The sequence below is a fragment of the Paenibacillus oleatilyticus genome, from assembly GCF_018998565.1.
Classification (GTDB): Bacteria; Bacillota; Bacilli; order Paenibacillales; family NBRC-103111; genus Paenibacillus_G; species Paenibacillus_G oleatilyticus.
In genome coordinates this window covers 83,021-96,662 of sequence record NZ_JAHNZO010000003.1, presented here as the reverse complement: position 1 = coordinate 96,662, position 13,642 = coordinate 83,021, and the positions used below count along the sequence as shown (strand labels likewise).

Below are 13,642 nucleotides of genomic sequence, written 5' to 3'. Positions count from 1 at the left end.
AGTTGCTCGAATCATGAAGGAGCTCGGCTTGAAATCCCAAACAATCAAGAAATATAAAGCAACAACGAATTCCAAGCATAACTTGCCAGTAGCCCCGAATGTGCTAGTCCCCGCTCCCAATTAAACAAAGAGTTACGGCCAGCCAGTATTTTGGCAGGCAGGGTCCGTAATCATCCATCTGTTGATTTGATCATTCGGCGAATCCTGCAGCAATTCCTATGAAAAAGATTCCGCCATTATCTGTAGTCATTTTTCTTCCCAAATCGCGTATTCCCCATAACCTAGAAACTCGCGTACTTCAAGAACTTCCTTGCCTTTGATAATAATTTCAATACCATCTTCAAATTCCCATTGCATACCGGCCAAAACACTTGCTCCAAATAGGGTATCATTTTTATCATAAGGATTTCTGTAGATATAAATATCGCTTACTGAAATAAAACGTAAGATATCCTTGCCCTGAGCATCCGACAAACCATCCGGACATTTCATAGCTGGACACTCTGTTAGTACATCATCTTTCCATGCGCACATTTTTTTGCATAATTCATAGATAGTTTCATCAGGCAGATTATTTAAATAATTTTCGATATATGACTCCGCTTCGTCTAAATTCATGTCCTCCTCTCGAAAATGGTATTCTACGCGTTCGTTAGATAAAACGCACAAACCAAATCCTGAAGTAGCTTCTCCGTTTGAAGCGTAAATGTCTTCCGTTTTTCCGACATTATCCAAATTAAATTTTCTATTAATAGGATATTCCCTCCAAAAATATAGTTGGCGGTAACTGATGAAAACCACTTTTTCAGTAGATTCGACATTCCCATTTATCCCCCTTTATTTTCGTAGAGAAAAAGCTTAAAATTATTTCTTTGAGCCCGCTCATTTCTCGAAAAACACGACTCCCCCTTTTCCCTTGCATAAAAGCTCCTCTGTTAGTAGGATAAAAAAATAGATAATAAAGCGCACTGAGGGTGATTCATTGCTGGACTTTATAAAACGTTGGTTTTGGTATGACTGGATGATATTCGTCATTCGGACCATCCTTTTCGTTTCTCTTCTCTTTACTTTGGAACATTTTTCCGAACAATTGACCATCCCTTTCTGGTTAGGGGCTCTGTGGGGGATTGCTGCTTTTTCCGTTCCTTGGGTTTGTTTGCAAAAGCACTATGCGTATTACCTGATCTCGGAAATGGTCATATCCGGGGGATTATGCTTATACGCGGTCTCCCTGTTCCCCGAAGCCTACGTGGCTTTTTTAGGTCCGACTTTTATGATTGCCAGCAATAGCGCCCAAAAGTCATACCGTTGGGCAGGCCCGATGACCATCTTTGTCATCCCGGCCTTATTGGCGGAACTGTCTGAACCAAGCAACCTGATGACGATGATCCTCCAATTCGGCCTCATTTACGCTGTAGGGTTTGCCTTTCAATTGCTGGTGGTGAACCATCGGCAAAGTGAAATGATTCGTGATCAATATGCCGTGCTGGAACAATATTCATCGCAAGTGGAGCGCCTGACATTGGCGGAAGAGCGAAACCGGCTCTCGAAAGACCTTCATGATACGATGGGACATTCCTTTACCTCTATTATGATGGGGCTTGAAACGTTACGCTCGGAAGTGAACACCCCGGAAGGGGAGCGGAAGCTTGATTCCTTGTTACAACTAACCCGCGGCAGTCTGGATGAGGTCCGACAATATGTGCATCAGGTTGGGGCTGCGCAAGATTCGCGTACCCTTGTAGAATCGTTGCAGGCATTGACGGCCGAATTTCAGGCGTTGACTAAAGTGACTGTTCGACTAAGGACCTTGGGCGAGGAGGTTCAGGTATCCCAACAGGTCAAGATGACCCTGCACCGGTGTCTGCAGGAATCGCTGACCCATGCCGTACGTCATGGGCAGGCGGATGAAATTGCGGTCAGCCTGCATTTTGAGGAAAAGCAGCTTCGGCTGGAAGTGCAGGACAACGGGCTTGGCACCGATGAACTTCGAGCGGGTTTTGGTTTAACGGCGATGAAGGAGCGGGCTTCCGATTTGCAGGGACAGGTGTCCATCCACTCGAAGCCGGGCGAAGGAACGGTCGTGACCTGCACATTGCCCAGACAGGCGGAGCAGCAGGAGGAAGCGATCCGGCTGCTGTTGGTTGACGGTCAGCCATCCATCCGGGAAAGCCTTCAAGCGATTTTGGAGAGAGAAAAAGATTTCGAAGTTGTGGGACTTGCGGAGGACGGGGAGCAGGCGCTGGAACAATGCGAGCCGCTTCGCCCTCATGTCGTTCTCATGGATTTACATATGCCCCGCATGGACGGTGTGGAAGCGGCCAAACTGGTGAAGCAAAAGCATCCGGGTGTCCGCGTGCTGATCATGACCACGTTTCAAGAGACCGAAAAAGCGGTTGAAGCTTTGCGGAGCGGGGCGGACGGGTATTTATTAAAGTCTTCGGAGCCTCAGGAGCTTTCCGAAACGATACGTCTCGTACATCGCGGGGTGATGATGATCGCCCAAGATGTCACCAACCAGTTGATTCAAAACTATGGGGGAGGAGCCCTTCGGGAGCAACCGGCAGAGCCGGACAAACCGCTTCCTCCTCCTTCGGGGTTGACCCCGCGGGAGATGGATATTTTGCAATGTTTATCCAAAGGGCTTCGCTATAAAACGATTGCGGCCAAATTGTATTTGTCCGAAGGAACCGTCCGAAATTATGCTTCCACGATTTATACCAAGCTGGGCGTTCGCAATCGAGAAGAGGCCGTACAAAAAGTTTTCGGGAATCAAGGATAGATGGTTTGGGAAGACAGCACGGGTCTGTACCTTTGAAAGAAGGAACAGGCCCGTGCTTTTTTTATTTTATCCGGTGCATTTGCCCAGCATGAGCGTCATATGACATTTTGTCATCTATGCGGAGAGTTCGCTTGCGGGTCGCGGGATAAAAAACGGTGACAGAAAATAACTCTCTCCTATGACACGTTGTTTGCCATACTAAACCCAAGAGAAGGAGGAAGGGCAGTACCGAACCAAAGTTTTAGGAAAACAATGATTTTAGAAAAACAATGAGAGGGAGAACTAACGATGAGCAAGATGAAACCCAAGTTGAATATGGCGGCACTATTCTTATGTGCAACCCTGATGACGGCATGCACACCATCCGATGGAAAGCCGGAATCGGCACAGGCGGTGGAAAAAACGAACCTGAATGGCCCGCAGGATGCCAAGGAAATAGAGACGTTTGCCGATTCTTTATTTGCAGAAGTAATGAAAAAACACAATGTTAATGGTTCGAATTTCGTTGTGGTCAAGGATGGAAAAGTATTGGTAAATAAGGGATACGGCTATGCCGATAAGGAAAAGAAAACTCCTGTCGATAAAAATACCGTCTTCCAAATCGGTTCCGTCACGAAGACATTCACCGGGCTGGCCGCAAATCAGCTTGCCGATCAAGGGAAAATTAACCTTCATGAGGACATCCAAACGTATTTGGGAGGAATGAAGATTCCAAACAAGACCGGAAAAAAACTGACCATGTTTGATCTGCTCACGTACACGCCCGGGTTTGATTTTCCGGATATTGCTTCTTATTATTCACCCGAGTTTGCAAATAAAGACATGCCGATGAAGCAGTTCATCCTGGATCATATGCCGACGGTGGTCCGGCCCCCCGGTGAAGCTTATACGTACGACAACTTTGGTTTCTTGCTGGCAGGATATGCGATAGAGAATGTAAGCGGCATGCCGTTTCATCAGTATATGGACAAAAATGTGTTCAAGCCGCTCGGCATGAATTCGACTAGCGTACGCCTAACCCCGGAGCTTAACAATCGCATGGCCGCTCACTATGGTCTGGCTGGTGAACTCGTTCCAATGGACTGGAATGCCCCAACCGACGGGCCGCAGGGGAGCATCATATCGACTGGCGATGATATGGCCAAGTACTTGACTATGCTGCTGCAAAAAGGAAAATACGGAGACCAACAGTTGGTAAGCGAAAAGACGGCCGAGCAGATGCTCACGTACCAGGTGGTCGCCGATAAAAGCATTCCGCAGACCACCGTAGGGGGATTCGAAGGCTACCGCAACGAACTGGCGAATGGCCAGCGTGTCGTTATAAAAGGCGGGAATGTAACGGGCCATCAATCCTTGATCGTAGTAATACCCGAGAAGAATACGGCATTTTCTATGTCGTACAACAACGAAACAGTGATGATGAGTATGGACGTGTATGAGGCGTTTATGGACCATTATTTTCCCGAAACAAAAACACTCGAGAAACCTGTTTATGTCCATTTGGATGAAAAGGATGCGGAAAAGTACGTAGGACTGTATCAGAATACGCGCTTTTTCTTCTTGAAATCGAAATTTTCGTACGCCGACGGGAAATTGCTGATGGAGACAGGAACGGGCAAGCACACATTCAAGATGATTACTCCACTGCTGTTTGAAGACGAATCAGGTAACAAGCTGGCGTTTAAAAAAGACCATCGCGGATCGATTGAATATTTTTATTACAATACTATGGAGGGGAATCACTTTGTCTCGGATTCGCAAAAAATCCATGGGAAGCAGCCGTTTTCGGATGTAGCGGAGGGAAGCAAATATAAAAGCTTTATTGACGTTTTGCACGCCCTGGATATCATGGGTGCGAAATCAGGCAACCGCTTTGAGCCGCAGGCATCCATGACGCAAAGCGAGTTTGCCGACGTGCTGCTTCGTGCCCATGGATGGTATGGGGTCCCCTGGACTATCGATAGCACGAAGAGGCAAATGCTAACCGGTCTCCCTTCCTTTGATCCGAATGCGATCATTACAAGGCAGACGGCAGCGGTCATGATTCAAAACCTGAAAGAACTCAAGCCTGCGTCCAAAGTTCAATTGAGCGGTCAAACGGATGCGTCGGCGGTTGAGGCCGTTACTGCACTGGTTTCGCAGGGCGTTATCGATCCGGATACAACCGTACAGGCGGACGGCAGCGTCGATTTCCGTTCCAGCCAGCCTTTGCTTCGGCAGGAGGCAGCCGCACTGTTGGATAAAGCGTTTGGCCATTATGCTTTACCGCTCCCCATAAAATAAAGCGTCACAGCCATGCCGGTATGTTTGCAAGCGGGGTTCGTCATAATCCATCCATTGATTATTGCGTGCCCCGCCGGCAGCGGCTTCGTCCCTCTATTCGATTAAAGACAGGAATGACCTCAGCTTCGCGAATACAAATTCAGGCTGCTCAATGTGCGGGGCATGCCCTGCGTCCCCAACGACAACTTCCTCGAAACTGCCGCCTGCTTCCTCATACTGTTTAAGAACGCAGCGCATCTGGGAAACCATGGGCTGCGGCGGATACACCTCTTCGCCGGGCCAGCCTTCAACGTAGCCAAGCTTGCCTAAATACCCAAAATCGAACCATGAACTGTCTGACACGATTGCGTCGTCTGCGCCCCGTATCCATAGAATCGGCCGTTTAGGTTCGATATGTATAATCGGCGAAAGATTGACATACTTGGGCGACATCGCATTGTTGATCCCCTCCGCTCCCGGAGCTATGCCGGGCCAATGCTCGCAAGTCTCATAGGCTCCTGGGTAATGAGCGTCGCCAATGCGGGTGGACAGCATCGCGTCCAAGTAACGTTCCTCCCGCTCGCCGCCAACGCGAAACGGCGATTTAAAATAAAACTGATTCAGGATATTGCGCGGGCTGTTCGGCTCTTCCTCGCTGCGGTCATTGCCGCTGAGGCAGGCGACAAACTGCGGGTTTGCCGTTCCCCCTCCCGAACCGGCGTAATTGTCGTAACAAGGCGTTCCCCACTCATCCTTGGTGCCGCCAAAGCCGTATGGCGAAAGCGGGGACATCAAAACGAGCGAACGAACAGCCGTAGGATGATCGATGGCAAGCTGCATGGCAATTCCTGCTCCCAGTGACCAGCCCAGCACATGTACGGGTCGACTCATGCCGAGAGCATCCAAAAACGACTTCAAATCGTCGGACCAATCGCGCAGCCCCCGCGTTGCATCGATAGGGAGCGCTTCCGTTTGACCGTATCCGCGCAAATCCGGAGCAAGCACCCAGTACTCCTCAGACAATGCGCGAAGGGTGTCGTCCCAGAATAAATTCGCAGAAACGTTGCCATGAATAAGAAGAAGCGGCGGATTTTCAGCGCTGCCCGCAGATAAATAGGAAACATGTAAGCGGTCGGTTTGGATCGATTCAGGCTGTAAAGTCGTTAGGGTCATGCAGATACCTCCCATGGATCGTTAGTTTTGTTTGAGCCACTGATCAATCTGTTTCACCGAACCAGCCGCCCAGCCAAGCTGCAAATGATTATGCTGCACCGTGACGTTGCCGGCGACATTGCCGATTCCTTGCACCGCTGCCGCGCTTGCAATGAAGACGACGCCATCGCTCGGGCCCGTGTGTTCGCTATGAATCGCCGGAATGTCATTTTTATCTCCCGACAGCAAATAGGTCTGAATACTGGCCGGAATGCCCGCATTCAAAATAGGTTCAACCAACGATCCCTGCTGAATCGCAGCGTCGATCCCATTGCTATTCGTAAAGAAGCCCTGACCGCCGTAGTAAGTCGTGTACCAATCCTGCTCAAGCACAGGAAGCGGATATTCGTCTACCCATTTGCCAAGCATTTGCTTTTGCCCCGGGAAAAAATTGCCTGACGCTGTATTGTAAATCGACAACTCGGGATGGTTCCTCGATATCCCCCAGCATACCATTTGCGTGTGCGGAGAAGGCGCATTGACAACACCGCCGCATTCAGGGAAAATGCTAAGATTATGCGACCAGCCATGGCGGAAGATGTAATCGAATCCCTTGTTCGGATTGCCGACCAGGACCAGCTTGCGAATATCTTGGCTGTAGCTCGTGCCCCCCGCTTTTTTGACAGAGGAAGCATACATCCGCGAAGCGAAAGCGCCTTTGCTCCATCCGATAACATCGACTTTGCTTTCGCCTGTTACGTTTTGGATAATCGTAATCGCATCGTGAATTTGTTCGGCGCTGTAATAATTGTCCCCTTGCTTATGCGGAAAATTAATCGCAAACACTTTGTAGCCTTTGCCGACCAAGTCCTGCATCATGCCGGTGCCAGGGCACGATATTGCGCCGCAGCCGTAGGAGCCAAGCTCGTTCGGATTCGCCCAAGCGCGATCCGCGTTATCGTTAGCGCCGTGCACGAGCAGAACCGGCGTTTTTACCGGATTGGTGTCGTACTTCGGAGCGTAGTAAAGCAAGAAGCGGCTGGAATGCGGTTTTTTCACCCCTCCGAAAAACGTAAGGCGTTGTCCGTCCTGATCGCCTCGCCCATCCTGGGGGTAGTCCTCGGCAGCGAACATCGGATTGTTGTCCTTCCAACGCTCCACCTTGCTCCATCCATTGCTAACCGTTGTAAACGTCTGCTCCAGCACCAAATTGGATGCTGCTGCCCCTGCAGTTCCTCCTGCAACTTCCGCAGCTCCCGTCCCCCCTGCTGTCTCTGCTCCGCTCACTCCGGCAATCGGTACGAGCAGCGCGCAGACGAGCAACAGCGCCGTTGTTACCGATGGCAACCATCTTTTGTACATGTATCCAATCTCCCTTCATGGCGACTGTTCACGCATATCCAAAAGTCACAGCCGCACCGTGTTTTTATGCGTCCCTAAACGCATGGTTTCATCATAATTGGAAGCGGTTGCATTTCAGTTGCAGAAGACGGCGAGCGCTTGTTTTGGCTGCTTAGATGACCAAGCCTCCGTTTACTTCCAGTACCGTGCCATTGACGTAATCCGATTCGGAGGAAGCAAGAAATAAATACGCATTCGCGACATCCATCGGCCGCCCAAGGCGGCGGAGCGGAATTTTCTCCAGCATCTGCTGAACCACTTTCTCCGGCATGTTGGCCACCATCCCCGTCTCAATAAAGCCCGGCGCAACCGCATTGGCCTGAATGCCTTTCGGACCAAGCTCCTTCGCCCACGTTTTCGTCATTCCTATAATCCCCGCTTTGGTCGCGGCGTAATTGGTTTGCCCGATGTTGCCATGTACGCCTACAATCGATGCCGTACTGATAATTTTCCCGCTTCCGCGTTCGATCATCGAATGGATTAGCGCCTTGGTGCAATAGAAAACGCCGTTCAAATTCACTTGAATGACCCGGTGCCACTCCTCTTCGGTCATTTTGGCCAGCGTACGATCCTGCGTAATTCCCGCGTTATTGATCAAGACATCGACCGCACCGTTTCGCGCCAGCGCTTCTGCCGCCATTTTGGTGACACTGCCGCTGTCGGACACGTCAACTTCGATAAAATGCGCATCCGCTCCCTTTTGCAGCAACGCCTGAATCGCTTCCTCCCCCTGTTGTTTGTTGTAGTCGGCTATAATGACGCGCGCTCCTTCCTGTGCAAAAAGCGCCGCTGTCTCTCGCCCGATGCCGGCGGCCCCTCCTGTAATAAGGGCTGTTTTCCCTTGCAATCTCATGCTTATCTCCTCCGTTCCATAAATTCGGCTACAACCTGGCAAAGCAGCGCCAGGCTGTCCACCATAGGCGAATGGCCTGTATGATCCAATTCCCTGTAAACCACATGCCCGCCCAAATCTTCTACCAATTCCTCCGTCATCTGACGAGTGACGACTTTATCTTGGTTCCCCCATAAAACAAGCGTTGGCATCGAAAGGCGTGCCGCATCGCCGCTGCCGCCCCCTGCTTCATGATCCTTGGCGCTCATATTGAAGCGATTCATGGCATCGTATACATCCAGCAAATTTTTTTGCGTCAGCATGTCGTTCAGATACGTCTCGTACCGGACTTCATCCGGCTCCTGGATGACATACACTTGACGATTCCACAAATTGCGCAAAAATGCTTTGTCCCGGTAATCATAGGCTCGCTGCACCAGCTTCGTTTTGTCCATTTCGGCAATTTCCGCTCGGGTGCGAAGCCTTCTCGCCTGTACTTGCCCAGACTGGTCATCCTTCTCTTCCGCTTGGTAACACGGATAGCCTCTTGTTGACATGGACGCCAGTAAAATTAAGGCCGCTACGTACTGCGGATACGAAGCTGCGAATTGCATCGCGACTCCGCCGCCCATCGACCAGCCCATCAACGTGAATGAAGCGAGGTTCAGCCCGTCTACAAACAGCCGAAGATCCTCCGAAAAATCGGCTATGCTGCGGATCGGCACATGATACGTAGAAGCGCCGAAGCCTCGCAAATCAACAGCAATCAGCGTATGAGACGGGTCGAAGCTTTCCATAAACAGATCCCAATGTACGGATGAAGTCATATTGCCGTGGACGAGCAGCAGCGTCCGGCCGGTCGCCGTTCCGGCGCCTCTGCGCAAGCGGTAGGCCATCGTTTCGCCATTCGAGAGCTGTATCGACTTGAACTCAATTTCCATCGTCGGCTTCCCCCCATCGGATGGTCGTCGCTCCCCATGCATAGCCGATGCCGGCGCTAATCAGAACAACCACATCCCCATCTTTCAGCTTTCCGCTGCTTGCGGCCAGCTCTAAAGATAAAATTTGATCGAACTGTCCGATATGGCCGAATTCGTTCAAGTAAATGGACTGGTCGTCGGATAAACCCAGCTGGCGAAGCACGTAATCATGAGCGGATTTCTTCATGTGCAGCATCGCCGCATAGGCGATGTCCTTTTCGGTATACCCGCTCTTCGCAAGCGATTGCCGGACCGCCTCCAAAAAGTAGCCCATGGACTTTTCTTCCAGGCGCTCTTTCATCCGCTGCGGATTCGGAACGTGGAAAAAATGCTTTCTCTGCTCTATCGCTTCTAGCGTAAGCGGATGCTTCGTGCCGCCGGCCGGTACGATCACATCTTCGCTAAGTGAGCCGTCCGTGATCAAATGGCTCGCCAGCACACGATTGCGCCCATAGTCGCGCTGCAGCAGGATCGCCCCTCCGCCTGCTCCGAGGTTAAACATAAATGACGTATGCCGATTGCCGTAGTCAATCAAATCGCCATTGCGGTAACCCCCCGCCAAAAGTACGGTACGGATCGAACGATCGGCGATCATCATGCTCTGCGCCACCTTTAAAGCCATCACCGTCGTGCTGCAGCGCATACCGACATCAAACGCCCAAGCGCGGATCGCCCCTACCTCCTGCTGGAGCTTCATGGCCGCTGTCCAAACGGGATATTCTTTGTGTTCTTCGCCGATGTAGATGACCAGATCGATGTCTGCCGGATCAAGCTGAGCTCTGGCAATGCCCAGCCTTGCCGCACGAATTCCCATCTCGCAGCTATGGTCGTCGGCTCCCGGCACGGGCTTGCGGAGAATGCCGAACTTATTCTCGACCACATCCTGCGGCACGCCGGACAGCTCGCTAATTTCCTTGCTTGTCTGGAACGTCTCCGGGATGTACATGCCCGTGCTTACGATACCTATGGGTACTGCGCTCGTCATCATGATTCGCTCCACTTCTGTTGTGTCATTTTGGCATATAGCTGTTTTGTCGCCGGCATCGGCTCCACCCCAAGCTCCGACTCCAGCGCCTTGCTGCATCGGGCATACCATTTAAGCGCTTGGTGGCGGTTATTGTTGCTATAGTGGCACTTCATCCCCAAGCGATACGCCTCCTCCCAGCACGGATCTTTCTCGATAATCCGCTCGCACCAGCAAATGGCCTTATCGAAATCACCCTGAGCCGCATGAAGCTCCGCCAAACGCTGCGCTCCTCTCAAGAACAACACTTTCAGCCGTTCCCGCTCCTGCGTGCACCAGTCTTCGTATCTTCTCTCAGGGATATACTCTCCTGCATATAAGCTTAATCCTTTTTGCAATATGTCTACGGCTTCCTGACGATCCTCCGCATCCAGACCGCGCCTGATTCCATCCTCAAAGGCGTCGGCATCAAGCTCGAAGCCGGAGGCAAGGCTCAGCCCGTACAAGGTGCCGCTGCGCTCCACGAAAAAGGGGGCAGCTCTCGCCTGCCGCTCAGGCTCTAAGGCCGTGTTGAGCGCATTAAGCGCCACTTTAAAATCGCGATAGGCCGCCTTATCGTCCAGATCGCCCCACAAAAGCGCCATCACTTCCTCTTTGGGCAGCATGTGCTTTCTTCTTGTGACAAATAGCTGAAAAAGCTCTTTCGCTTTGCCGCGCTGCCAATCTTTTTCCGTCACTTCTCTTTCCCCGAGCAGCACTTTAAAGCCGCCCAACGTCTGAATCCGCAGCGTATAGCCAGGATGGTATGTCAGCTGTTCGATTCCCAGATCGGACAACAGCACGGAGGTGTAGCTGATGTCCAGCTTCTTCTTGTGCGCTTCCAGCAGGATCGGAACAAGCTGCCTAAGATCGCGAGGCCCGAATAGCGTACGCTTGTGCAGTAAAAACTCGTAGCCGCCTTCTCTCATTAGCTTGAGAAAACGCGAAGCGCAGCGATCCCGCAAATGCTCCCTCTTCATATGGTGCGCAAGCAAACATTGCCACAGCATCGCAACGGTTATCCCGTACCCGTCGCCGCACGCCTGAAAGTCCGATTCGCAAAGGGCAAGCCTTTCCGCTGCATCTTCCCACCTGCTGCCGCAGACGGCGGCAATGGCCATACCGAGCCGAATCCACGCGGACAGCCAGAGATCGTGCGCTTTTTCCGTTTCCAATAGCGCCTGCGCCCCGTACTCCATCGCAAGCTCTGTCGCTCCTTCACGACCGTACAGCAAGCATAACCCCATCCAAGGCTCCGCTTTTCCTCTGGAAACTTGAAGCCCTTCCATCATCTCAATCGCTGTGCGATAGCAAGTAAGAGGCAGCCCCAGCTCATAACGAGGCAAGAGCAGCGCAGCATTTCCCATGCGCATCCATCCGCAAGCCTCCATGTAAGGAGCTTTGCTGGATACCCCCTGCATGATGCCGCGCTCCGCCCATTTCTTGGAGCTTTCCGAGTTGCCGGCCAAAGCTTCGATAAAAGACAATAAAACCGACGTTTCACGGTGCGATTTGGGCAAGTGTCCGTCTGCTGCCGCACCTTCATCGCAGCGCAATTTCCGCTCCAGTGCCTGACGCGCCTCCCGCAGACGGCCGGAACGCAAATGAAGCCGCGCCTCCAGCACATGATCCTGAAAATCGGCTTGCAGCGCCTTGCATCTTCCGTACCACACCTCCGCTTCCTTTAATCGTCCGGCATTGACGAGATTTTCGCAGATTAAGCTGTACAGACGAACACTGCCTTGCTCCGATACTCCGTCAGCTTCCATCACGACAAGCGCCTGCTGCAAAAGCTGTTCCGCCTTCCCCGGCTCGATCGTATCGAGGAAAATATGGGCTTTCCGCTCAAGAGCCAGATTGGAGGCGGAGGAATAGCCCGCTTGCACAGCCAACTGCTCCCCCTTCGTGTAACAAAAAATGGCGCGGTCATACGAATAGCGGTACCGATGCACGTCCCCCTCATACATCCACACCATGTAGTAGCGGTCTTTCAAAGGCTTGGGAAGGCGGGCGATGATCGCAAGCAAATGTTCAAGCTGGCCGTGCCTAAGCAGCTTATGGCCGTGTTGATGAATCGCTTGTGCGACTTTCTCATACTGTTCCAGAGCGCACAGGTGATCGATCATTTCCAGCCATTTTTGTTTGCGCTCGAAGTAATCGGCGGCACGCTGATGAGCAAGCGCATACTGCTGCGGTTTGGCCTGAAGCTGCTGCCTGACAAACTCGCGGAACAGCGGATGATAGCGATAGCCGGTATCGGCATAGGCCTGCAAGAACAGGCCCAAGCGCTCGATTCGCTCGATCATGTGCCGGGAATGAAGAGGCTGCAAGCCTAGCAACTCATCGCACAGAGCAGGCGCAAACGTTTCCAGCACGCAGGTTTGTTCAACAAACCCGCGAACCGCATCATTCTGGTGCCGCCACACTTCCAGCATCAGATATCGATGCAAATCGGCAGACGTATTTCTGGCGGCAGACATCTGCTGCCACATCGAATGGATAGCCGTAATCCAGCCTTCCGTTTGCCGATAAATTTCCTGAATATCGCCCTCATGCAGCAAAAATTCATAAGCATCGGCAAACAAGGTTTCGAGCTCTTCCATGCTGAATGCAAGGTCATGCTCCCCGATTTCCAGGAGATTTCCTTTCACCTTCAACGTCGCAAGCATATCCCACGACGGGTGGATTCTGCTCGACAATAGGACATGGACATGATGCGGGGCGTACTGCACAAACATTTGCATCCAATCATCAATTATCGAATGCTGCGCCACATGGTGGTAATCATCGATCACAAGAATCACTTCCTGAGACAGTGCCAAAAGCTCGTTAACAAACAAAGAGCAAAGCAAGCGGACGCCCTCTTGCGATTCGTAACCGCCTGTCTGTTCGTTTACCGTATTCATCCAACCGTCCGCAAAATGCGGATGGATTGTCCGAACGGCATGGATCAAATATAAGACAAACGTGGCCAGCTGCCTGTCTTCCGCGCCTACGCTGTACCAACAGCAAGCCGTAGCTTCGACTTGAAATAAAGCAGAGAGTGCTGTGCTTTTTCCGTATCCCGCACCGGCGTATACAAGCGTTAACGGATGCTGCTCGCAGCGCTTTAGCTTTTTGCTCACAGTCGGCCGCAGCAGTATCGTTTTTTTGAGCGGGGGAGGCATCAGCTTCGTTTGGACAATTGCCGCAGTCATCGCTTCGATCAACCGCCTTTTACAACCGAATAT

9 protein-coding genes are annotated in these 13,642 nt (G+C 51.6%); 2 read left to right on the top strand and 7 right to left on the bottom strand.

Annotated features, from left to right (window positions below):
- Positions 1-246: 246 nt before the first annotated feature.
- Positions 247-801 carry a DUF6985 domain-containing protein gene (locus KQX66_RS05345; protein WP_438804171.1) on the bottom strand — a complete coding sequence of 185 codons (555 nt, stop codon included), beginning with the start codon at positions 799-801 and terminating at the stop codon, positions 247-249.
- 181 nt (positions 802-982) lie between these two features.
- Between KQX66_RS05345 and KQX66_RS05340 the strand changes: the two genes are divergently transcribed.
- Both KQX66_RS05340 and KQX66_RS05335 read left to right on the top strand, forming a co-directional pair.
- A complete protein-coding gene (locus KQX66_RS05340; RefSeq protein WP_216790654.1) occupies positions 983-2,782 on the top strand; it encodes a helix-turn-helix transcriptional regulator in 1,800 nt (599 codons plus the stop codon).
- Between the two features lie 288 nt (positions 2,783-3,070).
- Entirely contained in the window at positions 3,071-5,065 is a 1,995-nt protein-coding gene (locus tag KQX66_RS05335; protein ID WP_216790652.1) for a serine hydrolase domain-containing protein, read from the top strand.
- Between the two features lie 93 nt (positions 5,066-5,158).
- Here KQX66_RS05335 and KQX66_RS05330 read toward each other — a convergent pair whose 3' ends face one another.
- The 6 genes from KQX66_RS05330 to KQX66_RS05305 form a co-directional block, all read right to left on the bottom strand.
- Positions 5,159-6,217, bottom strand: coding sequence for an alpha/beta fold hydrolase (locus KQX66_RS05330; protein ID WP_216790650.1), 1,059 nt, complete (start codon positions 6,215-6,217; stop codon positions 5,159-5,161).
- A 21-nt stretch (positions 6,218-6,238) separates the two neighbouring features.
- Positions 6,239-7,558, bottom strand: coding sequence for an esterase/lipase family protein (locus KQX66_RS05325; protein ID WP_216790648.1), 1,320 nt, complete (start codon positions 7,556-7,558; stop codon positions 6,239-6,241).
- Positions 7,559-7,709: 151 nt separating this feature from the next.
- Complete coding sequence (gene fabG, locus KQX66_RS05320; protein WP_216790646.1) at positions 7,710-8,450, bottom strand: 3-oxoacyl-ACP reductase FabG; 741 nt, start codon at positions 8,448-8,450, stop codon at positions 7,710-7,712.
- Positions 8,451-8,452: 2 nt separating this feature from the next.
- Positions 8,453-9,370, bottom strand: a complete 918-nt coding sequence (gene phaZ / locus KQX66_RS05315; RefSeq protein WP_216790644.1) for an intracellular short-chain-length polyhydroxyalkanoate depolymerase — start codon at positions 9,368-9,370, stop codon at positions 8,453-8,455.
- Positions 9,360-10,394 (bottom strand): 3-oxoacyl-ACP synthase, encoded by a 1,035-nt coding sequence (locus KQX66_RS05310; RefSeq protein ID WP_216791066.1) that lies wholly within the window; start codon positions 10,392-10,394, stop codon positions 9,360-9,362. The genes phaZ and KQX66_RS05310 overlap by 11 nt, the downstream gene beginning before the upstream one ends.
- The gene (locus KQX66_RS05305; protein WP_216790642.1) at positions 10,394-13,609 is read right to left on the bottom strand and encodes an AfsR/SARP family transcriptional regulator; all 3,216 of its coding nucleotides are present in this window, start codon (positions 13,607-13,609) and stop codon (positions 10,394-10,396) included. Before KQX66_RS05305 ends, KQX66_RS05310 begins: the two co-directional genes overlap by 1 nt.
- Positions 13,610-13,642: the final 33 nt, after the last annotated feature.

Coding starts and splice junctions, on each gene's coding strand:
- KQX66_RS05325 (WP_216790648.1), bottom strand. CDS start 7,558: ATGTACAAAAGATGGTTGCCATCGGTAACAACGGCGCTGTTGCTCGTC.
- phaZ (WP_216790644.1), bottom strand. CDS start 9,370: ATGGAAATTGAGTTCAAGTCGATACAGCTCTCGAATGGCGAAACGATG.
- KQX66_RS05305 (WP_216790642.1), bottom strand. CDS start 13,609: ATGACTGCGGCAATTGTCCAAACGAAGCTGATGCCTCCCCCGCTCAAA.
- KQX66_RS05330 (WP_216790650.1), bottom strand. CDS start 6,217: ATGACCCTAACGACTTTACAGCCTGAATCGATCCAAACCGACCGCTTA.
- KQX66_RS05310 (WP_216791066.1), bottom strand. CDS start 10,394: ATGACGAGCGCAGTACCCATAGGTATCGTAAGCACGGGCATGTACATC.
- KQX66_RS05335 (WP_216790652.1), top strand. CDS start 3,071: ATGAGCAAGATGAAACCCAAGTTGAATATGGCGGCACTATTCTTATGT.
- fabG (WP_216790646.1), bottom strand. CDS start 8,450: ATGAGATTGCAAGGGAAAACAGCCCTTATTACAGGAGGGGCCGCCGGC.